27 protein-coding genes are annotated in these 25,693 nt (G+C 67.7%); 17 read left to right on the forward strand and 10 right to left on the reverse strand.

What is annotated here, in order from left to right; all coding sequences use genetic code 11:
• Positions 1-41: 41 nt before the first annotated feature.
• Positions 42-1,022 (forward strand): transcriptional regulator, encoded by a 981-nt coding sequence (locus NGR01S_RS32390; RefSeq protein ID WP_245664505.1) that lies wholly within the window; start codon positions 42-44, stop codon positions 1,020-1,022.
• On the opposite strand, the gene NGR01S_RS09335 is transcribed toward NGR01S_RS32390, so the two are convergent.
• The 3 genes from NGR01S_RS09335 to NGR01S_RS09345 all read right to left on the reverse strand — a co-directional run bounded on the left by NGR01S_RS09335 (position 951) and on the right by NGR01S_RS09345 (position 3,705).
• Positions 951-1,589, reverse strand: coding sequence for a Maf family protein (locus NGR01S_RS09335; protein ID WP_063035784.1), 639 nt, complete (start codon positions 1,587-1,589; stop codon positions 951-953). The genes NGR01S_RS32390 and NGR01S_RS09335 overlap by 72 nt on opposite strands.
• A 25-nt stretch (positions 1,590-1,614) precedes the next feature.
• Complete coding sequence (locus NGR01S_RS09340) at positions 1,615-1,944, reverse strand: acyl-CoA carboxylase subunit epsilon (RefSeq protein WP_063035785.1); 330 nt, start codon at positions 1,942-1,944, stop codon at positions 1,615-1,617.
• Positions 1,945-2,064: 120 nt separating this feature from the next.
• Complete coding sequence (locus NGR01S_RS09345) at positions 2,065-3,705, reverse strand: acyl-CoA carboxylase subunit beta (protein ID WP_063035786.1); 1,641 nt, start codon at positions 3,703-3,705, stop codon at positions 2,065-2,067.
• Between the two features lie 527 nt (positions 3,706-4,232).
• Here NGR01S_RS09345 and NGR01S_RS09350 point away from each other — a divergent pair.
• From NGR01S_RS09350 to NGR01S_RS09365, 4 genes are all read left to right on the forward strand, one after another.
• Positions 4,233-5,033 (forward strand): biotin--[acetyl-CoA-carboxylase] ligase, encoded by an 801-nt coding sequence (locus NGR01S_RS09350; RefSeq protein WP_063035864.1) that lies wholly within the window; start codon positions 4,233-4,235, stop codon positions 5,031-5,033.
• A gap of 252 nt (positions 5,034-5,285) precedes the next feature.
• Positions 5,286-5,798: a PH domain-containing protein gene (locus NGR01S_RS09355; RefSeq protein ID WP_063035787.1), complete on the forward strand. Its 513-nt coding sequence runs from the start codon at positions 5,286-5,288 to the stop codon at positions 5,796-5,798.
• 71 nt (positions 5,799-5,869) lie between these two features.
• The gene (locus NGR01S_RS09360) at positions 5,870-6,547 is read left to right on the forward strand and encodes a response regulator transcription factor (RefSeq protein WP_030522487.1); all 678 of its coding nucleotides are present in this window, start codon (positions 5,870-5,872) and stop codon (positions 6,545-6,547) included.
• A 1-nt stretch (position 6,548) separates the two neighbouring features.
• Complete coding sequence (locus NGR01S_RS09365) at positions 6,549-7,859, forward strand: sensor histidine kinase (RefSeq protein WP_063035788.1); 1,311 nt, start codon at positions 6,549-6,551, stop codon at positions 7,857-7,859.
• A gap of 14 nt (positions 7,860-7,873) precedes the next feature.
• Here NGR01S_RS09365 and NGR01S_RS09370 read toward each other — a convergent pair whose 3' ends face one another.
• A complete protein-coding gene (locus tag NGR01S_RS09370; protein WP_063035789.1) occupies positions 7,874-8,425 on the reverse strand; it encodes a GtrA family protein in 552 nt (183 codons plus the stop codon).
• A gap of 87 nt (positions 8,426-8,512) precedes the next feature.
• Between NGR01S_RS09370 and NGR01S_RS09375 the strand changes: the two genes are divergently transcribed.
• The 4 genes from NGR01S_RS09375 to NGR01S_RS09390 all read left to right on the forward strand — a co-directional run bounded on the left by NGR01S_RS09375 (position 8,513) and on the right by NGR01S_RS09390 (position 12,349).
• Positions 8,513-9,685 (forward strand): 5-(carboxyamino)imidazole ribonucleotide synthase, encoded by a 1,173-nt coding sequence (locus NGR01S_RS09375; protein WP_084480591.1) that lies wholly within the window; start codon positions 8,513-8,515, stop codon positions 9,683-9,685.
• A 46-nt stretch (positions 9,686-9,731) separates the two neighbouring features.
• A complete protein-coding gene (gene purE / locus NGR01S_RS09380; RefSeq protein ID WP_063035865.1) occupies positions 9,732-10,205 on the forward strand; it encodes a 5-(carboxyamino)imidazole ribonucleotide mutase in 474 nt (157 codons plus the stop codon).
• A gap of 160 nt (positions 10,206-10,365) precedes the next feature.
• A complete protein-coding gene (locus NGR01S_RS09385; RefSeq protein ID WP_063035791.1) occupies positions 10,366-11,070 on the forward strand; it encodes a TetR family transcriptional regulator in 705 nt (234 codons plus the stop codon).
• Between the two features lie 118 nt (positions 11,071-11,188).
• A complete protein-coding gene (locus tag NGR01S_RS09390; protein ID WP_063035792.1) occupies positions 11,189-12,349 on the forward strand; it encodes an acyl-CoA dehydrogenase in 1,161 nt (386 codons plus the stop codon).
• Between the two features lie 529 nt (positions 12,350-12,878).
• Here NGR01S_RS09390 and NGR01S_RS09400 read toward each other — a convergent pair.
• Positions 12,879-13,706: an SDR family NAD(P)-dependent oxidoreductase gene (locus NGR01S_RS09400; protein WP_063035868.1), complete on the reverse strand. Its 828-nt coding sequence runs from the start codon at positions 13,704-13,706 to the stop codon at positions 12,879-12,881.
• Between the two features lie 71 nt (positions 13,707-13,777).
• Here NGR01S_RS09400 and NGR01S_RS09405 point away from each other — a divergent pair, with 71 nt between their 5' ends.
• On the forward strand, positions 13,778-14,212 hold the full coding sequence (locus NGR01S_RS09405) for a winged helix-turn-helix transcriptional regulator (protein ID WP_063035793.1): 435 nt from the start codon (positions 13,778-13,780) through the stop codon (positions 14,210-14,212).
• Between the two features lie 51 nt (positions 14,213-14,263).
• Here NGR01S_RS09405 and NGR01S_RS09410 read toward each other — a convergent pair whose 3' ends face one another.
• Complete coding sequence (locus NGR01S_RS09410) at positions 14,264-15,493, reverse strand: MFS transporter (RefSeq protein WP_084480593.1); 1,230 nt, start codon at positions 15,491-15,493, stop codon at positions 14,264-14,266.
• 60 nt (positions 15,494-15,553) lie between these two features.
• Here NGR01S_RS09410 and NGR01S_RS09415 point away from each other — a divergent pair, with 60 nt between their 5' ends.
• Complete coding sequence (locus tag NGR01S_RS09415) at positions 15,554-16,030, forward strand: winged helix-turn-helix transcriptional regulator (protein ID WP_245664506.1); 477 nt, start codon at positions 15,554-15,556, stop codon at positions 16,028-16,030.
• Positions 16,031-16,723: 693 nt separating this feature from the next.
• Here NGR01S_RS09415 and NGR01S_RS09425 read toward each other — a convergent pair.
• The gene (locus tag NGR01S_RS09425; protein WP_063035796.1) at positions 16,724-17,323 is read right to left on the reverse strand and encodes a TetR/AcrR family transcriptional regulator; all 600 of its coding nucleotides are present in this window, start codon (positions 17,321-17,323) and stop codon (positions 16,724-16,726) included.
• Between the two features lie 90 nt (positions 17,324-17,413).
• On the opposite strand from NGR01S_RS09425, the gene NGR01S_RS09430 reads away from it, so the two are divergent.
• The 3 genes from NGR01S_RS09430 to NGR01S_RS09440 all read left to right on the forward strand — a co-directional run bounded on the left by NGR01S_RS09430 (position 17,414) and on the right by NGR01S_RS09440 (position 20,355).
• On the forward strand, positions 17,414-17,845 hold the full coding sequence (locus tag NGR01S_RS09430; RefSeq protein WP_063035797.1) for a VOC family protein: 432 nt from the start codon (positions 17,414-17,416) through the stop codon (positions 17,843-17,845).
• 235 nt (positions 17,846-18,080) lie between these two features.
• Positions 18,081-18,524, forward strand: coding sequence for a MobC domain-containing protein (locus NGR01S_RS09435; protein ID WP_063035798.1), 444 nt, complete (start codon positions 18,081-18,083; stop codon positions 18,522-18,524).
• A 10-nt stretch (positions 18,525-18,534) separates the two neighbouring features.
• Positions 18,535-20,355: a relaxase/mobilization nuclease domain-containing protein gene (locus tag NGR01S_RS09440; RefSeq protein WP_245664507.1), complete on the forward strand. Its 1,821-nt coding sequence runs from the start codon at positions 18,535-18,537 to the stop codon at positions 20,353-20,355.
• 15 nt (positions 20,356-20,370) lie between these two features.
• On the opposite strand, the gene NGR01S_RS09445 is transcribed toward NGR01S_RS09440, so the two are convergent.
• Positions 20,371-21,099: a DUF4145 domain-containing protein gene (locus tag NGR01S_RS09445; RefSeq protein WP_169811887.1), complete on the reverse strand. Its 729-nt coding sequence runs from the start codon at positions 21,097-21,099 to the stop codon at positions 20,371-20,373.
• Positions 21,100-21,176: 77 nt separating this feature from the next.
• On the opposite strand from NGR01S_RS09445, the gene NGR01S_RS09450 reads away from it, so the two are divergent.
• The gene (locus tag NGR01S_RS09450) at positions 21,177-21,449 is read left to right on the forward strand and encodes a hypothetical protein (protein WP_063035801.1); all 273 of its coding nucleotides are present in this window, start codon (positions 21,177-21,179) and stop codon (positions 21,447-21,449) included.
• A 65-nt stretch (positions 21,450-21,514) separates the two neighbouring features.
• Here the strand turns inward: NGR01S_RS09450 and NGR01S_RS09455 are convergent, their stop codons facing one another.
• Together NGR01S_RS09455 and NGR01S_RS09460 are read right to left on the reverse strand one after the other, a co-directional pair.
• The gene (locus NGR01S_RS09455) at positions 21,515-23,107 is read right to left on the reverse strand and encodes a DNA cytosine methyltransferase (RefSeq protein ID WP_063035802.1); all 1,593 of its coding nucleotides are present in this window, start codon (positions 23,105-23,107) and stop codon (positions 21,515-21,517) included.
• Complete coding sequence (locus tag NGR01S_RS09460) at positions 23,104-23,895, reverse strand: hypothetical protein (protein WP_063035803.1); 792 nt, start codon at positions 23,893-23,895, stop codon at positions 23,104-23,106. The genes NGR01S_RS09455 and NGR01S_RS09460 overlap by 4 nt, the downstream gene beginning before the upstream one ends.
• A 120-nt stretch (positions 23,896-24,015) precedes the next feature.
• Here NGR01S_RS09460 and NGR01S_RS09465 point away from each other — a divergent pair, with 120 nt between their 5' ends.
• Entirely contained in the window at positions 24,016-24,213 is a 198-nt protein-coding gene (locus tag NGR01S_RS09465) for a hypothetical protein (protein ID WP_063035804.1), read from the forward strand.
• Positions 24,214-24,517: 304 nt separating this feature from the next.
• Entirely contained in the window at positions 24,518-25,618 is a 1,101-nt protein-coding gene (locus NGR01S_RS09470; RefSeq protein ID WP_218020751.1) for a tyrosine-type recombinase/integrase, read from the forward strand.
• The last annotated feature ends 75 nt before the right edge of the window (positions 25,619-25,693 follow it).

Consider the following 25,693-nt stretch of genomic DNA (forward strand, 5'->3'; position numbering starts at 1 on the left):
GCACATGTCTCCGATAAAGTCTCCCCGAAGGAGGGGTGAGCATGTCTGATTCCTGGCCGCGGCGGCGCCTGCTCGCGATCCTCCGCGGCGCGAGCGAGCCCCTGGACGCGCAGCAGCTGGCACAGATCACCGGCCAGCATGTCACCACGGTGCGGTTCCATCTCGACATCCTCACCCGGGAGTCACTGGTCCGGCAGTTCCAGCAGCCGCCGCGCGGCCGGGGCCGGCCGCGGATCGGTTACCGGGCGGTCCAGCGGACCATCGGCTATCAGGACCTGGCCCAGGTGCTGGCCGACCAGCTGGGACCCGATCCGGAGCGGCAGGCGGCCGCCGGCCGGGCGGCCGGGCGCGCCTGGGGAGACAAACTCGATACCGCAGGCGAACCGGTCGAGTCGGTGCGTGATGCCAAGGACCGCGTCGTCTCGCTGATGTCGGAGCTGGGTTTCGCCCCTGAACGGGACGGGCGGGAGAGCGCCGTGCGTGACCCCGACCAGGGCGCGGTGGTCCGGCTGACGGCCTGTCCGCTGCGCGATCTGGCGCGAACGCATACCGAAGTGGTGTGCGGGGTGCATCGCGGGCTGTTGGCGGCGCTGCTGGAGCGTTCCGGGGCCCAGGGTGCGGTCGAGGCCGAACTCGTGCCTTTCGTGACCGAGGAGATGTGCGAGGTGCGGCTACGGCGGGTGGGTCCGCCACCGGCGCAGGCTCCGGCCACGGAAGCGGCCGACTCCGCGGTCACGGCCGCACGCCGCCTCCCGCAGCCCGGGCATATCGATGCGGCCGCCGGGCAGGCGGCGCGGTTGTCGCGGGTATCGGGTCAGGCGGTGCCGCCGGGTAGTCAGTTGCCGCCCGCGTCCGCCTCTCTGGAGTCGGACCCGTTCCCGCCCGCTACCGGGCCGCTGGCGCCGTCCGCGAGGCAGCAGGGTGGCCGGGCATTCCGCGGCGGTCCCCCCTCAGGTGCGGTCGGCCCACAGCTGGGCGACGCCAACGCCCACTTCCTGGAGCAGTCGGCGCAACAGTGGTAATCCGATCCCGACGACGCTGGAGGGGTCACCGTCGATCCGGTCGACGAACCAGCCCCCCAGCCCGTCGAGGGTGAACGCGCCCGCCACCTGCAGCGGTTCGCCGGTGGCGATATAGGCGTCCAGTTCGGCGGGATCGGGTTTACCGAAGTGCACGGTGGTGGCGCTGCAGTCGATCGCCTCGGTGGTGACGACGCCATCGCGTACGCGCAGGACGCAGTGCCCGGTGACCAGATCCGCGAAATGCCCGGCCATGGCCTGCCAGCGCGCCAGCGCCACCTCCGGTGTATGGGGTTTGCCCTGGAGTGCGCCGTCGATCAGCAGCATGGAATCGCAGCCGACGACGAGGAGATCGGTGTCCGGTGGATCGTCGGCCAGGGTGGACGCTACGGCCCGGGCTTTCGCCCGGGCCAGTTCGACGACCACTTCCCGAGGCCCGGTACCGGCCGGCAGGGCTGCCGCCACGGCATCCTCGTCCACATCCGACACTCGGACAATGGGTTCGATGCCCGCGGCGCGCAGTACCGACCGACGGGCGGGCGACGCGGACGCGAGGACCAGCCGGGTCACGTGTGAAGTTCTCCTGAGGTCGGTGTCAGAAACGCAGATGCGACAGCTGCGGATAGGAGTACGGCGAGAACGGGGAGTTCCCGCGGTGCATCATCGTCGGCTTACCCCAGAGATCCTGCGAGCCGGAATCGGCGGGCGCCGAACCCGCGGCCGCGGCAGCGGTGAATACACACACCAGCGCGGCGATCTCGGCGTCGGTCGGCGCGCCTTTCTCGATCACGAGGAACGGCTTCTCCCCGTTTGTCGCGGCAGCAGTGCCCGCGGCGGCTTCGGTCGCGGTATCGGCCGGCACATCCCTGGTCGCGAGGTCCAGTTCCGCTGCGGCCAATACTTCTTCTTCTGCCACAATCGTCACAGTGCCAGATCCTCTCTCTTGCCTCGAGCGGGCTCGCGCGGTTCAACGGAACCCGCTCGATCTTCTCTCACCGATCGCGTACCCGAAATCAGTGTGCGGCCTACAGAGCGTATCGCCGGATCACAGCGGGATGTTGCCGTGTTTCTTCGGAGGCATGGTCACCATCTTCCGCTCCAGCAGGCGCAGCGCGGAGACGATCTGGCCGCGAGTATGCGACGGAGGGATCACCGCGTCCACGTAACCGCGCTCGGCGGCGACGTACGGATTGACCAACGTGTCCTCGTACTCGTTCTGCAGTTCCAGCCGCAGTTTGTCCACGTCGGAGCCGTCGCGGGCGGCATCGGCCAGCTTCTTGCGGTACACGAACCCGACCGCGCCGGAGGCACCCATCACAGCGATCTGGGCAGTAGGCCAGGCCAGGTTCACATCGGCGCCCATATGCTTGGAACCCATGACGTCGTAGGCGCCACCGTAGGCCTTCCGGGTGATGATCGTGATTTTGCCCACAGTGGCCTCACCGTAGGCGTAGAGCAGCTTGGCGCCGCGCCGGATGATGCCGTTGTACTCCTGGTCGGTACCGGGCAGGAAGCCGGGCACATCCACCAGGGTGATGATCGGTACATTGAACGCGTCGCAGGTGCGGACGAACCGCGCGGCCTTCTCCGAGGCGTCGATATCGAGACAGCCGGCGAACTGGGTGGGCTGGTTGGCGACGATACCGACGCTGCGGCCGTCGACCCGGCCGAAGCCGACGATGATGTTCATGGCCCGCTCGGCCTGGATCTCCAGGAATTCGTCGTCGTCGAGCAGCCGGCGGATGACCTCGTGCATGTCATAGGGCTGGTTCGGCGAATCCGGGATCAGCGTGTCGAGTTCGATGTCCTCTTCGGTGAGCGATTCCTCGATCGCACCGGTGATCGGGTCCGAGGCCGGGAAGCGCGGCGCCTCGGCGCGGTTATTGCTCGGCAGGTAGGACAGCAGATCCTTGACGTAGTCGAGGGCATCCTGTTCGCCGGAGGCCACATAGTGCGCGGAACCGGACTTCACCATGTGGGTATGGGCACCGCCCAGCTCCTCCATGGTGACCTCTTCGCCGGTGACGGTCTTGATGACGTCCGGCCCGGTGATGAACATCTGGCTGGTCTGATCGACCATCACCACGAAGTCGGTGAGCGCGGGGGAGTACACGTGCCCACCCGCGGCGGCGCCCATGATGAGCGAGATCTGCGGGATGACGCCGGAGGCCTGGATATTGCGGTGGAAGATCTCGCCGTAGAGGCCGAGCGAGACCACGCCCTCCTGGATACGAGCGCCGGCGCCCTCGTTGATACCGATCAGCGGCCGGCCGGTCTTGAGCGCCAAGTCCATGACCTTGACGATCTTCTCGCCGTAGACCTCGCCGAGGCTGCCACCGAACACGGTGACATCCTGGCTGAAGATGCACACCTCGCGGCCGTCGACGGTGCCGTAGCCGGTCACCACGCCGTCGCCCAGCGGGCGCTGCTTGTCGAGGCCGAAGTTCACGCTGCGATGCCGGGCCAGGGCGTCGAGCTCGACGAAAGAGCCCTCGTCGAGCAGGGCGAGGATGCGCTCCCGCGCGGTCATCTTGCCCTTGGCGTGCACCTTGTCGATCGCGGCCTCACCCATTGGATGCTGGGCTTCTTCCAGCCGATTCCGCAGGTCAGCCAGTTTGCCGGCGGTGGTGTGGATATCGGGCGCACCTGCCGAATCCGGCGTGGGCTGCTGCTGGACACTCGTCATGGCTCGGAGTGTAACCAGAGGCGCACAGTGCTGTTAACCCAGATCCTGCTACTGGTGAGTAGAACCCGGTCCGGAAAACCCCAGGTGGACAAGTCGTCACCGGTTCATATGTGTACCGCGAATCGCGGCGAACGTCCACACGACACGCCACGGTGATCCGTCACAAGCCTAACCCGTGCGGTTCGTGAGCGCGCGCCGGCGATTAATTCGCTTTCGCTCTGCGGTGCCGGGCAATACCCTTGCAGCAGGCCACTTTTGGAACACGGAGGGGAGGTGGCCCGCTATGTGGCACTGGACATCTCGAGACGGCCGATTCCCGGAGGCCTTGGCGTTCACCCGGGTGAACGAGCCGGAACCGACCATCACCGAAACAGTCGCCGAGACCGAATCCGAAGAGCCCGACACCGTGGAGAACGAGGCGATATCCGCGGATTCCCGGCCCACCGGCTACGACCTCGCCGGCTGGACCCGGTGGTCACCGCACCCGCCGTGCGGTGACCACCGACCCCGGCCAGTACCCTGCCCTGGTGCAGAGGCCACCGTTGGACGTCGAACATCTACGGCGAGCGCTGACCGGAACTCCGGAACTGGCGTTCTACACCGGAATCGACGTGATCGAATCGACCGGATCCACCAACGCGGACCTGATCGCGCGCGCCGCAGACTCGGAGATCGATCGTGTCGTACTGGTCGCCGAAGCGCAGGAGTGCGGTCGCGGCCGGCTCGCCCGCGCCTGGGCCGGTCCGCCGCGCGCGCAGATCGCGCTGTCCCTGCTCATTCGGCCCGAAGACTTGGATCCTGAAGCGCTCGGCTGGTTGCCGCTGCTCACCGGAATCGCCGCGGTCGACGCGCTCACGACGACCGCCCGGGTGCCCGCCACCCTGAAATGGCCCAACGACGTGCTGATCGAGGGGCGCAAGGTCGCCGGCATCCTGGCCGAAGTCGCCACCGCGGGGCCCCGCCCGGCGATCGTGGTGGGTATCGGGATGAATGTCACCCTCACCGCGGAAGAACTCCCCGTACCGCACGCCACCTCGCTGCTCCTCAGCGGCGCCACCGATATCGACCGCACCCGCTTGGTGCTGTCCTTCCTGACCGAGTTCGCCCGCCGCTACGCCCGGTGGCAGGAATCCGGATGGGCCGCGGAGACACTCGCCGACGCTTACCGGGAACGCTGCGCGACACTGGGCTCCCGGGTCCGGGCGGAACTGCCGGGAGGTGGGGTGCTGACCGGGGTCGCGCACGATATCGATTCGGCGGGGCGACTGCTGATCGAGGACCGGGCGGTCGCGGCGGGAGATGTGACGCACCTGCGGCCCGGGGACTGAGAAATCGGTGGGCGCACACGCGGGAACCGTAGGGCGGTCGAGTCGGCGCCTGATCCGGACCTTGCTTGCCGACGCGACCCACATAGGTCGATTTTTGCGAGACACCTCGAAGGGGTGAGACCCGTCTCGCCGGTTCGGCCTCGAAAGCGCAGGAGCCGAAGGCTCGAGTCCCGGGGCCGAAACGGCCGGACACCAGGGGGCCTCAACTCCGCGACGCCGCAGGCGGCGCCAAAAACGCGGTAATGTGCGCTCATGGGTTATCCGGAGGATGCGCTGGCGCCCGATGAAGAGTTGATCCTGCACACCCATCCGCATTGGAAGATGCTGTTCTGGCCCATCATCACCCTGATCGTGGTGACCGCGGTGGCCGGCTTCCTGGGCGGCCTGGTGTGGCGTACCGCCGACGAGTCGTGGCGGACGATCCTGCTGCTCGTGGTGCTGGTCGTATGGCTGTTGCTGCTGGCATGGCGCAGTATCGCGCCGATCGTGACCTGGAAATCCACCCATTTCATCGTCACCGATCGCCGGGTGCTGGTCCGGGAAGGTGTGATGACCCACACCGGTATCGATATCCCGATGAGCCGGATCTCGAGTGTCCAGTTCCGGCACGGACTGGTCGACCGGATGTTCGGGACCGGAGAACTGATCATCGGATCGTCATCCGAAGAACCCCTGGAATACAGCGATATCCCGGATGTGGAACAGGTGCACGCGCTGCTCTATCACCAGGTTTTCGAGGCGGCGCCCCGGTACGGCGGCTTCTGATCCCGGCGCCGCGGGCCGCTGCCCGGGCGTGAGCACGCGGGTACCGGGCCGGTGGACCGTAATCTTGTCGCATGACCGCCGTATTGCTGGGCGAAGACGACGAGGCCATCGCGGCGCCGCTCTCGCGGGCGCTGGGCCGCGAGGGGTATTCGGTGACCGTGGAGAGCTTCGGTCCCGCGGTGTTGGACCGGGCACTGGAAGGACACCATGATCTGCTGATCCTCGATCTCGGATTGCCGGGAATGGACGGTCTGGAGGTGTGCCGGCAGGTGCGGGCCCGGGGCGCCGAGATGGCTGTACTCATGCTCACCGCCCGCACCGACGAGGTCGATTTCGTGGTTGGTCTGGACGCCGGTGCCGACGACTACGTCGGGAAACCCTTCCGATTGGCCGAACTGCTGGCCCGGGTCCGCGCCCTGCTGCGCCGCAGCGGGATCGGCGACGACACTGTGGAGGTCGGCGGGATCCGCCTGGAACCGGCGGCACGGCGGGTACTGGTCAACGGAGTGGAAGTCGGGTTGGCGAACAAGGAGTACGAGCTGCTCAAGGTACTGATCGATCGGGCCGGTCAGGTGGTGCCCCGGGAGACGATCCTGCGCGAGGTCTGGGGCGACGCCGAACTGCGCGGGTCCAAAACCCTGGATATGCACATGTCCTGGTTACGGCGCAAGATCGGCGACGAGGGCCCGATGGCGGAACGGCGGATCGTCACTGTGCGCGGTGTCGGTTTCCGGTTGAACACCGACTGACGTGCGGCGGCGGATTCTGCGGTCCATGCTGACCGTGCTGATGCTCACCACTGTCGTGCTCGGGGTGCCGCTCACCTATACGGCGTGGCTGTGGGTGGAGGACATCACCCGCAACGATCTGCGCAGCCGACTGGAACTGATCTCCGCGGAGGTCATCGGTCAGGAAGAGGGCAGCGGGGTGATCAGCGGCGGCCTCGATCTGCGCACTGTGCAGCCGCTGGTGCCCGAGGGCGGGCGGCTCACCGTCGTGTATCCGGCGCCGGAGGATACGGCGGTGAAGGTCGAGGTCGGCGCCGCCACGGTGACCGACCCGCTGGTGGAGTCGTTGTCGATGGGTACCGATGTATCACTGCGACTCGAGGTGCCCGCGACCCCGATGCAGGCCCGGCAGCGACAGGCGGTGGCCGGGGTGGCGCTGGCCGTGGCGATCTCACTGGGTGCGGCGATCACGGTCGCCATCGTCACCGCGCGCCGCGTCGCCGACCCCATCCGTGATGTGGCCGCCAGAGCCGCCCGGCTCGCCATGGGCGATTTCCGCCCGGATCCGCGCCGCCACGGTATCGCCGAACTGGATCGTGTCTCCGATGTGCTCGATTCGGCCACCGTCGAGATCGCCGGCCGGCTGCAACGTGAGCACGCGCTGGTAGCCGACGTGTCCCATCAGTTGCGCAGTCGGTTGACCGCGGTCCGGTTGCGGCTGGACGAACTGTCCGCGCACACCGATCCGGCGGTGGTGCACGAGGCCGAGGAGGCCATGGCCCAGGTCGACCGGTTGACCGAGGCCATCGACGATCTCGTCCGGGCCTCGCGCGACGAGGACGCCACCGACCGCGACCCGGTCCCGGTGATGGACGAGCTGCGCGGCATCGTGACCGAGTGGACGCATCCCTTCCGGGAGGCCGGGCGCACCCTGTACCTGACCGGTGACGAATCGCTACGGGCGCCCATGTCCGGGTCCCGATTGCGGGAGGCGGTGACGGTGCTGGTCGACAACGCCCTGATGCACGGCGGCGGTACCTGCACGGTATCGGTGCGCACCGTGCGTCCCGGGCAGGATCGCGAACCGCTGGTGTGTGTGCAGGTCGCCGACGAAGGCGAGGGGGTCAGCGACGAGCTGGCGCCGCATATCTTCGATCGTGGTTTCTCCGGCGCGGGATCCACGGGTGTCGGACTCGCGTTGGCACGTGCCCTGATCGAGGCCGACGGCGGCCGGCTGGAGCTGCAGCGGCGGCGGCCGGCGCTGTTCGCGGTGTTCCTCGGCAAACCGCTGGCCGCGCGGGTGGAGACGCGGGTGGTGGGGGAGCCGCGCTGAGCGGTCGCGGGAGGTCAGCGGCCGAGCGTGCGCCGGTCGTGCTCCTCTTCCACATACTCTTCGAGCTGTTCGAGCATCTCGTCGACCTCGTCGGGGAAGACCCAGCGCCGCATAGCCCAGTACCGGAACGCCATCTGCAGCAGGTTGCCGATGATGTAGGCGCTGATGAAGTCGGCGATGTTCTCCACCATGAAGCTGACCGTGGGCTGGTGCAGCTGGAAGACGTAGCGGGAGAGGTACAGCGGCGCCATGCTCAGCACCACGCCCACTCCGCTGACCGCGAAGAACAGCAGTGCCTCGTGATGGCGTTCCCGCCCGCCGCGGTTCTTGAACGACCATTCGCGGTTGAGGATGTAGGAGGCGATGACTGCGATGACACCGGAGATGATCTTCGCGGTGACCGGCTTCTCCTCCAGCACCGTCCACTTCAGGATGTAGAAGATCCCGCCGTCGATAACGAACGTGGTCGCTCCGACAATGGCGAACTTGATGAGCTCGCGCTGGCGGTAGGCGATCTCCTGGAGAGGTCGCGGCAGGACGCTGACCACGTCGTCGACGAATGACACAAGTCCGGAGCATACCGCCAGCTGCCGTTCGCGCAGGACGTGACAGTATTGACCGACGTGAACGCACGTAGTTTCGACCCTGCCGCGATGCCGACCGTCGCCATGATCGGTGGCGGGCAGCTGGCGCGGATGACGCATCAGGCGGCCATCGAGCTGGGGCAGCGGCTCCGGGTGCTCGCCGAACGGCCGGACGACCCGGCGGCCCAGGTGAGCCCCGACGTGGTGCTCGGTAGCCATTCCGACCTCGGCGCGTTGCGCCGGGCGGCGACCGGTGCGCACGCGCTCACCTTCGATCACGAGCATGTGCCCACCGAGCACCTCGAGGCATTGATCGCGGAGGGGGTGAATGTGCTTCCGCCACCGCACGCGCTGCGCTTCGCCCAGGACAAACTGGCCATGCGCACGGAATTGTCCGCGCGCGGGTTGCCCGTCCCCGCGTTCACCGTGGTCGAGTCGGAGGCCGCGGCGGTGGGTTTCGGCGAAGAGCACGGCTGGCCGATCGTGCTCAAGGCGATCCGCGGCGGCTACGACGGGCGCGGCGTGTGGATGCCCGAGGATGCCGACGCCGCGGCGAAGATCGTCGCCGAACAGCTCGGCGTGGGCGTGCAACTGCTGGCCGAGGTGCGGGTCCCGCTGAAACGCGAGCTGTCGGCCATGGTGGCGCGCTCGCCGTACGGTCAGGCCGCGACCTGGCCGGTGGTGGAGACCGTGCAGCGCCGTGGTCAGTGCGCTGTGGTGATCGCCCCGGCGCCCGATCTCGACGAGGAGCTGGCCGCCGAGGCCGAGGGGCTCGCGCTGCGGCTCGCCGCGGATCTCGGGGTGGTCGGCGCGATGGCGGTGGAATTGTTCGAGACCACCGACGGCACTCTGCTGATCAACGAGCTGGCCATGCGTCCGCACAACTCCGGGCACTGGGGGATGGACGGCGCCCGCACCGGCCAGTTCGAACAGCATCTGCGCGCGGTGCTCGACTACCCGCTCGGCGATACCCGCCCGCTCGCGCCGGTGACGGTGATGGCGAATATCCTCGGAGCGCCCGAGGCGCCGGCCATGTCGATGGACGAACGCCTGCACCACCTGTTCGCCCGGATGCCGGACGCCAAGGTGCACCTCTACGGCAAGGGCGAACGCCCGGACCGCAAGATCGGGCATGTGAACGTGCTCGGCGACGATGTCGCGGTGGTACGGGAACGAGCCGAGCGCGCGGCGCACTGGATGTCGCACGCGGTATGGACCGACGGATGGGACCCGCATGAGTGACGTGGTGGAAAGCAGTGTTCCGGGCTCCCCGGTGGTCGGGTTGATCATGGGAAGCGATTCCGACTGGCCCACGATGGAGGCCGCCGCCGAGGCGCTGGCCGAGTTCGGGATCCGTTTCGAGGTGGGGGTGGTGTCCGCGCACCGGACGCCGCAGCGCATGCTCGACTACGCCCGCGGCGCCGCGGGCCGGGGGCTGCGGGTGCTCATCGCGGGTGCGGGTGGCGCCGCGCATCTACCGGGCATGGTCGCCTCGGCGACCCCGCTGCCCGTGATCGGTGTGCCGGTTCCGCTGAAGTACCTCGACGGTATGGATTCGCTGCTCTCGATCGTCCAGATGCCCGCCGGGGTTCCGGTGGCCACTGTGTCGATCGGCGGTGCCCGCAACGCCGGCCTGCTGGCCGCCCGGATTCTCGGCGCGCACGATCCGGCGCTGCGCGAGCGGATGGAACAGTTCCAGGCCGGGCTGGAAACCATGGTGCTCGAGAAAGACGAGGCGCTGCGCGCGCGCTTGTTGGGCTGAACGCGACTGCCCGGGGCGGGCGTCCCGGGCAGAGCCGTTCGCGTGGTCGGCCGTCGGCCGACCGCACCACGCCGGCCCGCACGACCGGTGTGCTGTTCGCCATACGGCGCTCGACGGCCGGCGCGGACGCGCCCGGCCGGCCGCTCGCTACCGTGTCGCCATGGACAACGAGGAAACCGGCCGCCGAGTCGGCGGCGCCGAGCTAGTCCGCTTCCGGCTCGGTGTCGTGGACGAGGCGTTGCGTTTGTTCGCGGATCAGGGCTACGAGGCGACCTCGGTGGATGAGATAGCCGAGGCCGCCGGGATATCGCGGCGGACGTTCTTCCGGCAGTTCCGGTCCAAAGAGGATGTGATCTTCGCCGATCACGAGGCCCAGCTCGCCGCGGCGCAGGAGTATCTGCAGCAGGCGCAGCTCGACCCGTGGGACGCGGTCTGTGAGGCCGCGGTCGGGGTGTTCGAGCGGTTCACCCGCTGGCGCGATATCGCCGAGCGGCGCTATCGCGTGGTGCGCCGGGTCCCGGCGCTGCGCGACCGGGAGATCGTGACCGTCTTCCGTTACGAGCGCCTGTTCACCGATTATCTGCGCGAGCGGTTGCCCGATTCCCCCGATCTGGCCCGCGTCCAGTTCGCGGCCGCGGTGACCGCCACCCACAACTATCTGCTGCGCCGGATGATCCGCGGCGAATCGGCGGCGCGGCCCGGCGATCTGCGGGCCGCGCTCGGCGAGATCCCCCGGGGTGGCCGGCGCCCGGGCGGTGAGGACGATCTGGTGCTCGCCGTATTCCGCCGCGACCTGCCCGTCCGGCATGTCGCCGAACTGCTGCGGCAACGGCTGGGTAGTTTGGCAGAAGCGCCCACCGATTGACACTGAGTGCCAGAACGTGACGGACGAACTAGAGATAGCGAGCGGTATACTGGGCCGAGGTCTTGACACTGAGTGCCGATTATCGGCGCCGCCCCCGTACGCAACAGGAGTGAACCCAATGGCGGGAAACCCGGATTTCGATCTGTTCAAGCTGGCGGACTTCCACGATGAGCTGCGTTCGGCCATCCGCGCCCTGTGCGAGAAGGAAATCGCCCCGTACGCCAAGGACGTCGACGAGCACGCCCGGTTCCCCGAGGAAGCCCTCTCCGCGCTCAACGCCGCCGGCTTCAATGCCGTGCACGTCCCGGAGGCATACGGCGGCCAGGGTGCCGATTCCGTGGCCACCTGCATCGTCATCGAAGAGGTCGCCCGCGTCTGCGGTTCCTCCTCGCTGATCCCGGCCGTGAACAAGCTCGGCACCATGGGCATGATCCTCAACGGCTCCGAGGAACTCAAACAGAAGGTCCTCGCCGATATCGTCGACGGCGAAATGGCCTCGTACGCGCTGTCCGAGCGGGAAGCCGGCTCGGACGCGGGCAGTATGCGCACCCGCGCCCGCCAGGAGGGCGACGACTGGATCATCAACGGATCCAAGTGCTGGATCACCAACGGCGGCAAATCCTCCTGGTACACCGTCATGGCCGTCACCGACCCCGACAAGGGCGCCAACGGTATCTCCGCGTTCCTGGTGCACAAGGACGACGAAGGCTTCGTGGTGGGCCCGCTCGAACACAAGCTCGGCATCAAGGGCTCACCGACCGCCGAACTGTACTTCGAGAACTGCAGAATCCCCGGCGACCGCATCGTCGGTGAACCGGGCACCGGCTTCAAAACCGCCCTGCAGACCCTCGACCACACCCGCCCCACCATCGGCGCGCAGGCCGTCGGCCTGGCCCAGGGCGCCCTGGACGCCGCCCTGGCCTACACCAAGGACCGCAAACAGTTCGGCAAGTCCATCGCCGACTTCCAGAACACCCAGTTCATGCTGGCCGATATGGCAATGAAGATCGAAGCCGCCCGGCTGATGGTCTACACCTCCGCTGCCCGCGCCGAGCGTGGCGAACCGAACCTCGGCTTCATCTCCGCCGCCGCCAAATGCTTCGCCTCCGACGTAGCGATGGAGGTCACCACGAACGCGGTCCAGTTGTTCGGTGGGGCCGGCTACACCACCGATTTCCCGGTGGAACGAATGATGCGCGACGCCAAGATCACTCAGATCTACGAGGGCACCAATCAGATCCAGCGGGTGGTCATGTCCCGCGCGCTGCTCAAGGGGTAATTCTCCGGATCGCGGCGTTCGGGTGGTGGCCTGAGATCCACGCTCAGGCCGCCGCCGGGCCGTCAGACGGTGCAGACCGTCCCAACACGTTATCGAGGCCGGCGGGGAGCGAAGGTGGCCCTCGGTACGCTCGTGGGCATGGACGGGACTCGCTCCTGCTGATCGTCACCATCGGCCCGTTGGTGCTGTTCGGGTGGGCGGCTATTCGAGCCGAGCACCGTGGCCTCGGGGGGGCGTTCGCCGGGCCGTTCCAGGAGATGTTCGATCCCGGCGCGGCGCGGGCGCGGATCGTCCGCGAGGAGAGGGCGGAACTGCCGGATCCAGCGGACTCCGGCGACTCGGACGACGATGCGCCGGACACGGCGGTGTACAAGGAGGGGCGGTTCCACATCAACCCTGGTAGGGCTCGGCGGCGCGAAGGTAGCGGGACCGCTGGGTGAGCTCGGTGAGCACCTGCCCGGCCACCCGGGGAACGCCGACTCCGACGCGTCTCGGCCGCCAGTCGCCAGGCCCGGATCTCGGTGCCGGTTCAGGTTCGCGCGGCCAGGAGATCAGTGGTGAGCCGGGCGAGGCGGCGGGCATTGCCGGGATCGAGTGAGGGGAGTGAGAGGTCCAGGGTGCGGCCGCGGTCGACTGCGGTGAGTGGTTCCGCGGGCGGGTTGTCGATGAAATCGTGGAGTGGGCGCACCGATTCGCGTACGGGGCGTGCGGCGACCGCGGCCAGGGAACGGATCGCGGTTCTGGTGAGGAAACCGAGCGGGGAGAGATCGCCGCTTCTGGTGAAACCGGGATGGTAGAGAACGACTTTGATCTTGTCGCCGTGCTCTTCGGCGAACGAGACACCGAGCAGGTCGTTGGCCCGCCCGGCCTGTAGCTGGGCGCCGACCACGCTGTAGCCGCGGGTGAGGTGGGGATCGTCCCAGTGGATCGCGCCCTTCTGCACACCGACCCCGGCGATACTGACGATCACCGGACGGGCGGCACGTTCCAGTAGTGGAACCAGCTGGTGCGACAGCAGATATCGGCTGAGGTAGTACAGCGCGAAGGTGTGCTCGAAACCCTCGGCGGTCTGGACGCGTTTCGGTGTCGTGCGGTTCGCGAAGAGCAGCAGCGCGTCCACGCGGTCATAGGCGGCGCGAATCTCGCCGACCACCCGTTCCACCTCCGTCACCGAACTCAGGTCGGCGCGGACGAAGCGGAGCCGGTCCGCGTCCGCTCCGGCCGCGGCCGTGAGCTGTTCGCCCTTGGCCGGGTTGCTGCCGATCGCCACGACCCGGTCGCCGCGGGTGAGACGTTCGAGGGCGATCGCGCGACCCATGCCGTCCGTGCCGCCGCTGATAAGAATGGTTCTGGACATCACACCTCCGTGGATCCGACTGCTGTACTCATCCTCGGCAGCGGCCACCGGAAGCGAAAGAAGGCACAATTATGTCCGGTGCGCACACGGATGTGCCCTCCATTGCCGCCGCCGCACTCCCCACGCCGGTGCCGGTGGCGGAGTACGCGGCGTGCCCGGTTTCGGGGCTGATGAGTCGGATCGGCGACAAATGGGTCCTGTTGGTGATCGCGTTGCTGGCCGAACGCCGCTATCGCTACAACGAACTGCACCGCTCGATCGAGGGCATCAGTCAGCGCATGCTGACCCGGACCCTGCGCGCGCTCGAGGACGACGGGCTCATCGATCGCGTGGTGTACCCGACGGTCCCACCGGCCGTCGAGTACGGGCTCACCCCGCTGGGGGAAACGTTGCTGGTCCCGCTTTCGGCGCTGGCCGATTGGGCAGTGGACCATGCCGGCGAGATCACCGCCGCGCGCGCGGACCGTACCGGAGGGGGTACGGCCGGGATGTCCGGCGAAGGGTGATCGAAGGCCGGTCCGGCTCGCGGCCGGCCGCCCGCGACGCACTCGACCGGCTCATGGCAGTGGACCGGGAACACCGCGCGAGTCCGCGGAGGGCGTAGCCGGATCGGCTCCGGCCGGGCGGGCGGTTGTCGCCGACCGGGTGATTCCCCAGGTGGTGAACCCCCCGAGCGCGTAGAGCGCACCGGTCAGGCAGGAAGCCTGCCATCCCCATGTCGTGTAGGCCCAGGTCGTCGTGATGGCGCCCAGGGCCGAGCCGAGAGAGTAGAACGCCATGTAGGCGCCGATGACCCTGCCGGCGCGGGCCGGATGTGCGGTGGTCAGCAGATGCTGGCTGCTGACATGTACGGCCTGCACGGCGAAGTCGAGCGTGACGATACCGAGGACGAGTGGCCACAGGGTCGATTCGGCCCGCGCGATCAGGAGCCAGGACGCGGCCAGCAGGAGCAGCGACCAGCCGCTGATCGTCTGTGCGTGACCGGAATCGGCCCAGCGGCCGGCCCGGCCGGCTCCGACGGCTCCGGCGACCCCGGCCAGGCCGAAGAGCCCGATCTCGGTGGTGCCGAAGGTCCAGGGTTGCGCACCCAGCGGTAGCGCCAGGCCGCTCCACAGGGTGCCGAACGAGGCGAAGACGAAGAACGTGATGACGCCCCGGCTCAGAAGTAACCGGCCGTTCGCACTCGGCTCTCTCCTGGCTCTCGGTGCCCGCGAGCATCGGCCGCTGGATGTACTGGGGTCCGGCCGGAGTCTCATCCGGACCGTCACCGCGAGCACGGCGCAGGCCACGGCGAGCAGGAGGTAGACGGTGCGCCAGCCGACGGTGTCGCCCAGTAGTCCGGCCAGGACCCGGATCCCGAGGATGCCGATCACCACTCCCGATGTGACCGTGCCGATATTGCGTCCCCGCTCGTCTGGTGCGGAGACCGCCGCGACATAGACGACGGTGATCTGTACGACGACCGCGAACAGACCCGCGACCGCCAGGCCTGCCGCGGCGACGACCGCATTCGGTGCGGCCGCCGCGGTCGCGGCTCCGGCACCGGTGAGCAGCAGCTGGCCGATGATGAGCCGTCGCCGGTCCAGTATGTCGCCGAGCGGTACCAGCAGAACCAGGCCCGCGAAATACCCGATCTGCCCGGCCGCGACCAGCCGGCCCAGCGATTCCGGCGCCAGTCCCAGCTCGGCACCGGCCTTTTCGAGAACCGGCTGGATGGCGTAGATCGTGGCCACTGCCACGGCGCACACCGCGGCCGGGAGCAGTCGCTGTGGCTTCGCGGAATCCATGCCCGCCTCCAATTGGTAGCAATATGCAACCATTCGAAGATATGGCAAGATGGTTTCGAAATGCAACCGAAGAGATGGGGTGAATCGATGGACCTCGGCGCCGACCGCGAATGGACCGATCCCACCTGCCCGGTGGCCCGGACGGTGGACCTCGTCGGCGATCGATGGATTCTGCTCATCGTTCGAGACGCCATGGATGGCACGGCGTCGTTCACCGACTTCCGGCAGCGGCTCGGGATCTCCCGCAATATTCTGGCGGACCGGCTCCGCAGGCTGGTCGACAACGGCATCCTGGCCACCAGTACAGTTCCCGGCGGGAAGCGGCACAGCTACGAGCTGACCGACGCGGGCAAAGATCTGTTCACGACCATCGTGGCATTGCGGCAGTGGGGTGAGCGCAATGCGTTCACCGCCGGTGAGGCCCGGTCGACGCTGACCGACCTCGCGGGAAACGAACTCGCCGAACTGGGACCGCGCACCCGGGCCGGCGACGAGATCGGTGTGGACACTTCGCGGGTGCGGCGCCCGGTGACCTGAGGGGCCGCTGGGACGCGCGGTGTGTGTTGACCGCTTCGGGCACGGGCCCGGAAGTCGTGGTGGCGAGCAGGATGGATCGGCGCCGGGCGCCCGCCGGCGCGATCGCGGTCGCGGGGTTCGGGGAAGGACTTCGCAGGCTGTCCGGCCGCACTTCGGGCCCGCTCGGATTGCCCCGCGCGGGAGCCGCACTGCGCATATCGTGACCGGGTGGGGGTCGGTGGATGGAGTGGGCCGAATGTCAGCGCCGCTGTGCGGGCACTGCAACAAGCGCTCGCCGGGACAAGAAAATTCAATGTCGGCAACCGATATCCGCGTAGTTCGTTCTGGCGCACGACTCGCCCGCCCGGATGGTCGGTGCTGTCAGGTGCAGCGAAGCCGGTGAGTAGGGCCGCGGTATCCGCAGGGGACGCTTTCGAACGGGCTGGTGCCCGGGGAGCCGGTGAATTCCCGCATGAAAGGTGTTCGGACACAGGATCTCGCGTAACTCGGTCGCGAAGACGGTGGCGACCGTGGCCGGGTCGAACGGGTCGGCCGCGGCGAGCAGCTGATCGACCGATGCCCGAATCGCGGACGCCTGCGACGTATCGGGCATCGCGTATCCCCTCGGAGGTGTGGAAGCGAACCGATATCGGCATCCCCAACCCGGCCTGGGCCGCTACTGCGAATTCGGTTGTGGAAAGTGCTGCTCCATGTTCAGGGGGCCGGTGCGGTGCGGAGGGCTTCGAGGATCCGGCGCAGCGAGGTCAGGGTGTCGGACAGGGCATCGGGGCCGGGAGAGGTGGCCAGCCAGAGGGCGGCTTCGTTCATGGCGCCGGACAGGAGGTGGGTGAGCGGCGGTATGGGCTGGGGTGGGAGTACGCCCGCGGCGACGAGTGCGGTGAGCGCTTCTTCGAGGTGGCGGCCGGCGGCGGATTCGTCCATGGCGCGCCATTCCTGCCAGCCCAGGACCGCGGGACCGTCGATCAGCATGATGCGCTGGATCTCGGGGGTGGTGCAGCTGGTCAGGAAGGTTTCGCAGCCGGTGACGAGCTGGGTCCACGGGTCCGATTCGGTATCCGCGGCGGCGGCGACGCGGTCGCCGACCTCGGATTGCACATCCTCCAGGACCGCGCGGAACAGTGTGAGTTTGCTGTCGAAATTGTGGTAGAGCGCACCCTTGGTGACGCCTGCCGCGGTGACGATCTCCGAAAGACCCACGGCGGCATAACCTTTGGTGGCGAATAGCTTCCTGCTCTGGTGTAGCAGGGTTGCGCGGGTCTGTGCCCGCTGCTGGGCGCGCAGCGATCCGGCCATTGCGAACCTTCCATTGACATACCGATGGTATGCGACCTAGCCTAGTTCGCATACCATCGGTATGTGAACTTCGGCGCGAAAGAGGCAGGTATGACACTAGGCAGCTTCTACCCGGTCATCGGCACCACTCGGATCGCGCAGGCGCGCGATTTCTACACCCACTGGTTCGGATTCGAGATCACCTTCGCGGCGGACTGGTACGTCAGCCTGCGGCGGACCGAGGGCGAGCGGTACTACGAGCTGGCGCTGCTGGACCATACGCACCCGACTGTCCCCGCGGGGTACCGCAAACCGGTCCAGGGCCTGCTGTTGAACTTCGAGGTCGACGATGTCGACGCCGAATGGGAACGGCTGGTCGTGCGAGGCGGGTTGCGGGCCGAACTCGATATCCGCTCCGAGGATTTCGGGCAGCGGCATTTCATCGTCGCGGATCCGAGTGGGGTGCTGATCGATGTCATCACCGAGATACCGCCCAGCGGCGAATTCGCCGCACAGTTCACCGCCGGATCCACGGTGGTATGACGCTAATCCCCGTCGGCGACCGGGCGTGGCTCGGCGGACCCGGTCCTCCGGAAGAGGGGGGTCCGGGAACATCCGCGAGAAAAGTCACGCTAAGGAATTAGCGCAGATAGTGGCGCGCTATGTGCGGCAGTTCAAGCACCGAACAGGCGCAGATGACCTCGTCGCGGGATCCACTCGCGAAACTATGTGCGATAGCGCCTGATCACGATCACGGAAACATGGTCTCCAGTACGGAATGAGTCGCTACCGGTACTTTTCTCGCCGGTGCTCCTCGACCCCCGAGTACGCAGAGTTCGCCGACGCGGCGACCAAGGCGGGGATGACCCTGCCGCGGTTGCTGGTCGAGTCGGCGAAGTCGGAGGGCCGCGTGGAGGCCGGCCGGGCGCACGCGGTGATGGGCTTGCTGGAGGTCGACGAACAGGTCCGGCGCGAGCGAAACAACTTGAACCAGTTGGTCCGCTACACCCACCAGCACAAGGACGCTCCGGTGTTCCCGGAGGAGCTGGTGGCGCGTCTGCGGGATGCGTTGTACGCCAGCACCCGGGCCTCGATCGGGTTGGAGACGGCGGCACGGTGGGTGATGGGGCTGGGCCCGGCGACGAGTGACACGTCGATCGACGTCGATGAGGATCTCGCGCTCAGTAGCGAGTGGGCCGAGGCCGATTCGCCGGGGCGGTGACCGGCTCATGATGCCGAACATCAAAAAGGGCAGCTACATGTCCAACCTGCTGGTGTATTTGGCGGGTAAGGGCCGGGCCAACGAGCACCGCGATCAGCGGGTGATCGCCGGGGACACGGTGGTGGAGGCGATCTACGGTGGCCGGCCGTTGTCGACGATGCAGGCGGCCGAGCTTGCGCGTCTGCTGGATTCCCCGCGGCAGCTGATCCTGCGCGGCGCCCCCGTTCCGTCGGTCGACCGCGCGAAAGCCCGGGCGTTGATGGAGCAAGGGATGGACCGGGCGGCGGCGGTTGCGGAGGCGACCCGCGATCACAACACGTGGCACTGCTCGCTGAGTTTGTCGCCGGAGGAGGGCACGCTCAGCGATGAGACCTGGGCGGCGATCGCTCACGACTTCATGCAGATGATGGGTTTCGCCCACCGTGACGACGATGTGCCCGATACCCGGTGGTCGGCGATCCACCACGGGCTCAACGCCGGCGGAGGCGACCATATCCACATCGCGATGGCGGTGGTGCGCTCGGACGGGTCGTGCGCGAGTTTGTATCTCGACCAGGTCCGGGCGCAGCAGGCCTGTAACCGGTTGGAGCACAAGTACGGGTTGCAGGTGTTGGCGTCGCGGGAGGAGCGCGGCACCGAACGGGCCACCACCCCGGCCGAACGGGCCCGTCAGGAGCGGATCGGTGCACCGGAAACCGACCGCGAGGCGATGGAGCGGCGGGTGCGTGCGATCGCGGCGGCCGCGGGCAGCGAAGCGGAGTGGTTGCGTGAACTGCGCGCGGTCGGGATCCTGCCGCGGCCCCGGTGGGAGAAGGGCGGGCAAGAGGAGGTCGGCGGCTACAAGGTGGAGATGCGGCCGCAGCGCAACGCCGACGGGAAGCTGGAGAAGGCCCTGACCTTCAGCGGTGGATATCTGGCCAAGGACCTGACCCTGCCCGCGCTGCGGCACTGGGCCGGGTGGGATCAGTCGCCGGAGGCGCAGGCCGAGGCCCTGTCGGAGTGGCGTAAGGGCTTGGATCAGTTCGGGCGCCCGAAGATCGGTTCGGAGCTCGATGAGCGGCGGGTGATCGATGAGCTGGCGCGGTGGAGCGCGCACACCCGCACGATCCCGGAGGCTGATCGTGACGAGTGGTGCCGGGCGGCGTCGCAGGCGGCGGGGATGTTCGAGGCGTTGTCGGTCAACGTCGAACGCTCACCGGGCCCGGTCCACCAGCTGGCGCGGCAGCTCGGCCGGGCTGGTGATCAGCCCGCCTCCCACCGGCGGGCGCGGGCACTGTCCCCGCAGCAGCGTGAGCGTGAGCGGGGGTTGCGGCAGATATCGCGGTGGTTGTGGTCGACGCAGAACCCGGTCACCGCGAATGTGGCGTTGCTGTACGCGTTGACCGATTGCCTGCTCGCCGTGCAGGAGACGCTGGCGGCCGGCGATCGGGAGCGGTTGGCGGCTGCGATGGCGTTCAAGGCGCGCCAGAGCCTGACCGAGATCCACATGCGCCACGCGGGGATCGACCCGAAGCGCGAGTACGACCGCAGCGAAGGTTCACCGGCGTGGGTGTCGCTCGTGCGGGCCAACGCGATGGTCGATCGGGTCCCCGCGGGCGAAATCGAACCCGAACTGGCCATGGCGAACCAGGCGTGGCAGGCCAACCGGGTCGCGCTGGCGGGTCGGCCCGGCTATGACATGGTCGACGAGTTCGGGCACATCACCCGGAAGGCGAGCGAGCGGAAAGCGGCACCCCGGCCGACGAAACCGAGCCTGGCCGGTCAGCGGGCGAGCGCCGTACGCAGGGGGCCCCGGCCGGAGCAACAGAACGACCGGGAATTCGACCGCTGATCTGCACCAGGCGTCTTAGGGAACAAGTCTCTTTGCGGTGTTGATCCGGCTCGCGCGCGAGAGGAGCGCCGAGTTGTCCTTGGCGTAGACGACTCCGAGTGCGACCTCGACCATTTCCGCAGTATCCAACGCGTCGGCAACGGTGAATGCGGTGGTTTCGTGAGCGCCGGTGTTTCCAACCCACTTCGCCGCCAACAGCAGCTGCCCAGCTTGGGGCTGCACCTTCTCGAACTCCACCAGTCGGTGATGGAGTTTCACAGGTTCCTGCCCAGCCGGTCGCACCAGAATGTCCTGCTCGTCCATCAGGCGCTCAACCGCGGTCCGCAACGCTCCAGCGAAGGCGAGTGGGTCGAGCCATATCAAGCCCGAGGCGCGGACGATGGCGGCCCGGACGGAGTCGGGGACATCATCGGTCAGCTCTATGACCGGGATCGGCGGAACGATCGTCCGCACGGTCAGCATCGGCCACACGTTCAAGTAGCTCCTATCGTCGACTTCCCAATCGGTGGTGTAGTCGCCGGTGACGATGATCCACGACGTGCACAGCGCTCGACCGCACACTAACCGGAGATAGAAACGGCCCCGAAGATAAGTTGGGTCGTCCTCGTGGTCCTTCTCGCCCGTCTGATGCTCCCACTCGAAAAGCCCAACTCCGAGGCCACCTTCCCCGCATACCGGACACCCTAGGTTCGGCCAGTCACCGTCCCGGAAAGGTCTCGCCAGTTTGCGAATGTTCTTCTGCATGTCGTAGAGCATGAACTACCGCCCTGGCCCAGCGCTCTTTGCTTCCGAAAGTCTGTGCCCGCGGCGATGATGGAGGTATGGACCGCCTGAACCCGCTGCGCTATGACCTGGGCTACCCGTGCGGTAACCCGCGGTGCTACGCGGCGGTGCACGTCTCGCCGACGTGTCCGGTGCCGCGCTACGAGCGACCGCGATCGTCTACACCGAGCGAGGTGCGTGGCCAGCGGCACCTGGCGCAGCTGCAGCGCGAGGGCAAGGCGCCGGTCGTGAAGCCTTTCCCGATGTGGTGGATCTACCTGGTCCCGCCGGCCGTGGTGATCTTCGGGCTGCTCATGTTGTTCTCCGGGTAGGTTCGGACAGAGAAGGACCCCGGCAGCTACCGACTGCCGGGGTACTTCGCCTGTTCCGGGTGGGTCTACTCGGGTGCGTAGCGTTCGATGGTCTCGCCGGTGATGGCTTCGACCAGGGCGCAGCCGATCACTTCCGCGCTCGGTGGGGTGACCGCATTGCCGAACCCGCGGGCTTGGGTGCGCTTGGCCATGCCCGGGGTGATCCGGTAGGAGTCGGGGAAGGCCATCCCGCGCCGGATCTCCGAGGTCTCCAGCATCCGGAACGTGCACTCTTCGATGATCCGCTCCGGGGCGATGCCGAGCAGCCCGTGACGATCGTGGGTGGTCACGGTGCCCAGGGGCTCTGTCACCGGCCGCGCTACACCGGTGCGGTGGTAGGGCACGAGCATCTGGTCTCGCACGGCCTCGGATCCGGGTGGCTGCACCAGGCCGTGGTGGAACCCGTTCGCGGAGAACGTGGCCAGCGGGTCGCCGACCCCGTAGGAGGAGGCCTTGGAGCCGCCGCCGCGCAGGGTGGTGAGGAATGGTGGGATCACCATCGCCAGTTCCCGGCGTGTGGTCTGGGTCGGCATCACCGCGTGCACGGTGCGTGCGATCTGGGTGGATCGTTTGCTGGTCTGGACGACCATCGGCGGCAGCACCAGCCCGTCGGATTCGCGGGTGGTGCGTGTGGGCATCGGCGCCGACAGCGGGGTCGGGTCGGTGCGCCAGGTCCCGCCGGCGGGGGCGAGGAACGGTTCGCGGGCATACCGTTGCAGGCCGAGCCGGATCCGTTCCATCGTCGCGGGGGCCAGCGGATCTTCGCGCTCACCGATGCGCTCGCCGGGATCGATGCTCCAGTCGATCGCGTCGGATGCGGGTGCGGTGATCGGCTCCACGAGCGCGAACCGGCAGGACTTGGACGGGCAGCGGTAGACGTACTGGCCGTGACGGTGCCCGTAGCGGCCCATATCGATCCCGGCCTTCTTCCAGGTCTGCACTGCATCCACGACGTTGTCGCACGTGCTGCACCAGGCTTTCGGGCGCAGCCACTTATCCCAGTCCGGGCGCCGTCCGAGGGACTTGAGCCAGTAGGCGACGTAGAGCCGGTCTCGCGACTGGGGCGCGGTCAGAGCGGCGCGAGGGACCACATGCGCGGAGTTCAGCGCAATCACCCGGGTTTCGTAGCCGATCTCCTCGATCTCGCTGATCCAGCGGTTCCACTGGTCCCAGCGGCGGCACTGCACCACGTTTTCCATGACCCCGCCGAGTACCGGGGTACCGCGGCCGGCCATCGCCCGCAGGTAGCGCGGGATCTGCTCGATCAGCGCCCGGGAGCGGGTTTCTGCCGGATCGTCGATGACGCAGCCGAGTTCGTCGTCGCTGAGCAGGGGGTACTGGTTGGACTTGTCGAAATACCGTTTCTTGCCCTTGGCGTCGGTCCACGCCGGGCACGCCGGCGAAGCCCAGAACAGTTCGCTGTAGGGCAGTTTCGCCAGGTCGATCTCCTCCACATCACCCGGCGGGAGGTGATCGGCGGTGGGGAAATTCAAGGAGTGGATGTCGACGCATTCGGGGTTGTGGTTGGCCGCGAGCGCCAGTTCGATACCGGGGACTTCCTCCCAGCCGAGCGAGTCGCCGCCGAATCCGGCGAAGTACACCGTCGATCGCAGGCTCATGACCGGACCTCGGCCTGGGCGCGGGCGATCCAGCTGTCCAGCACGGCGATCAGCCGGGCAGGGCGGGGGTCTTCCCACTCGCTGAGGTCGAGCCACGCGTGTTCCAGGGTGCTGGTCTCGCTGGGGCGCAGCGGGTGGGTCGGGACGAGTTCAGCGAGGGAGGTGGCGGCCTCGGTGCGCATGTACAGCCCGGTGCGGGCCTCGGTGACGCCGACGTAGTTGTAGTAGCCCTGCGCAGACAGGATCGGCCCGTACAGGCCGTCGCGGCGCTGCTCGTCGAGCGCGGCCAGCGCCGCGGCCTTGGTCGGGTCGATGCCGTAGGACAGCAGGTACTGGCGCAGCCGGCGGGCGCCGAGCAGCCGTCCGTGCCAGGACCGTGCGGCCCGCAGGTACCACTCGGTGACCGCCGGTGCGGGGCTGAGCAGCTGCTCGCGCAACCACATCAGGCGGCAGTGCGCGCGGGCGACCAGGATCTCGGAGGTATCGCCCCAGATCGGCGCCGTGGTGATCGGCTCGCCGGCCAGGACCGCGCGCAGCGCCGACAGCTCGACAGCGAGGAGTTCGGGGCGGCAGGCCCGCGCCGAACGGTCCGCGACCGCGGCCATGCGGCGGGCCCGGCGATGGTGCCCGAGGTTGCGGGCGTACACCGCTTCCAGGGCGAAGGTCACCGCGAGCGCGATATCGGCGTGCTCCTCGCGCACGATCCGGTCGCAGAGGTTCGGCGCGATAGGCGCAGAGACGTAGTAGCGCGGTTCGGTGGGGGTGTAGTGGGGGGACGTGGTCGTCATCGAGACTCCAAACCAGAGGTGAATTAAGTTCGCGAACAAAGTTCGCGTACTTAATTCACGTTAGGTAGGGTCTTCGGGTATGTCAACAAAGTTCGCGAACAATATTGCTACGGTGGTGGCATGACCGACGCCGACGATCATCTCGCCGCGATCCGGGCAGCCCGCGGCCACTACGTCGAGGCTCGGACCGCCCTGTTCGACGCGATCCGGGCAGCTCTCGCCGCCGATGTCGGACCGTCGGCGATCGCGCGAGCCGCGGAGTTCAGCCGCGAGTACATCGCCAAGATCCGGGACGGCAAAGGCCCCAAAGGCGTCTGAAGCTGCTTCGCGGCCCCTCGGCCTACGCTTCCGCTGCCGATTCGTTTTTCGTCAGCGCGTGGGCGGGGCACCACTGGCGGGTTTCGACGTAGCCGCCGCGGTTTCCGGTCGGGATCGCGAGATGCACGTACCCGATCCAGCCGCCGGTCGTCCTGTTAACTGCACTTCCGTTGGCGGCTTTCAGGATCGACGCTGTGGGGTGCATTGAATGGATGAGCTGAGGCGAGCGCTTCGTGAGGGTCGAGTGGAGCTACCACCCGTCGGGATCGTTCGGAGGGTCCATGCGGCCAGCGTGGTGCCCTACGTGGTCGTCATCGAGGGGGCGGAGGTCGAGCCTGTTTCCTCGTATCTGTCGAGTCTGGTCTTATCCGATGTCAGTCCTTTGACCGTTCGGTCTTATGCCCACGATCTGCTGCGGTGGTGGAAGGTCCTGGTTGTGGTGGGTGTGCGCTGGGATCGTGCGACGCGGGAGGAGGTCGCGTTGATGGTGGGATGGCTACGTTCGGCGGTGAATCCGCAGCGCCGGCGTTCGGCCCGATCTGCGGTCCAGCCGGGGTCTGTCAACCTCAGGACCGGAAAGCCGGTGCTACGGGCGGGGTATGCTCCCGCGACGATCAATCATGCGTTGACCGTGGTGTCGGGGTTTTACGAGTTTCATCGCATGTTCGGTCGTGGGCCGCTGGTCAATCCGGTGCCGTCTTCGCCGGATCGCCGTCGCGCGCAGCGTCGGAATCTGCTTGATCGGCCGCATCGGTTCCGCCGGGCACCGATGCGGCAGAAGCAGCCACAGCAGGCACCGAGATCGATTCCGGATGCGGCCTGGTCGAGGCTGTTCGCTGTGATGACTCATGACCGCGATCGAGCGCTCCTTGAGTTCGCCGTCTCGTCCGGGGCCCGGGCCAGCGAGCTGCTGGGTATGTGCGGGGAGCATGTCGAGTGGGGAGAGCGGCGGATCTGGGTCGTGTCGAAGGGGAGCCGGGAGCTTTCGGCGGTACCCGCATCGCCGGAGTCTTTCGACTACCTGGCGCGGTACTTCGCCCGATGCGGGACTCCAGGGCCCAATGAGCGGGTCTGGCGGACAGTGCGTGGAGAGCCTCGCCCTCTGACGTATTGGGCACTGCGGCGGGTGATGCAACGGGCCAATGATCTCCTCGGCACGAACTGGACCTTTCACGATATTCGGCATACCGCTGCGACACGCATGGCGAGGGATCCCGAGCTGACGCTGCCCGAGGTGCAGACGGTGTTGCGGCATCGACATCTGTCGACCACGGAAACGTACTTGCTCCCGCGGATCGAGGAGCTGCACGACAAGATGCAGGAGCATTACGCGCGGCCTCGCCCGGCCAAGAGGTTCGTCACTGGTTATTCGGCCGAGGACATCGCGACGGTGTTCGGTGAGTAGGGTCCGATTGGACCGTCCGGTGCGGGTGAGGCAGAAGCCCGCGAGTGTCCGGAGCACGAGATTCATCAGGCCGAC

The sequence above is a fragment of the Nocardia grenadensis NBRC 108939 genome (assembly GCF_001613445.1).
Classification (GTDB): Bacteria; Actinomycetota; Actinomycetes; order Mycobacteriales; family Mycobacteriaceae; genus Nocardia; species Nocardia grenadensis.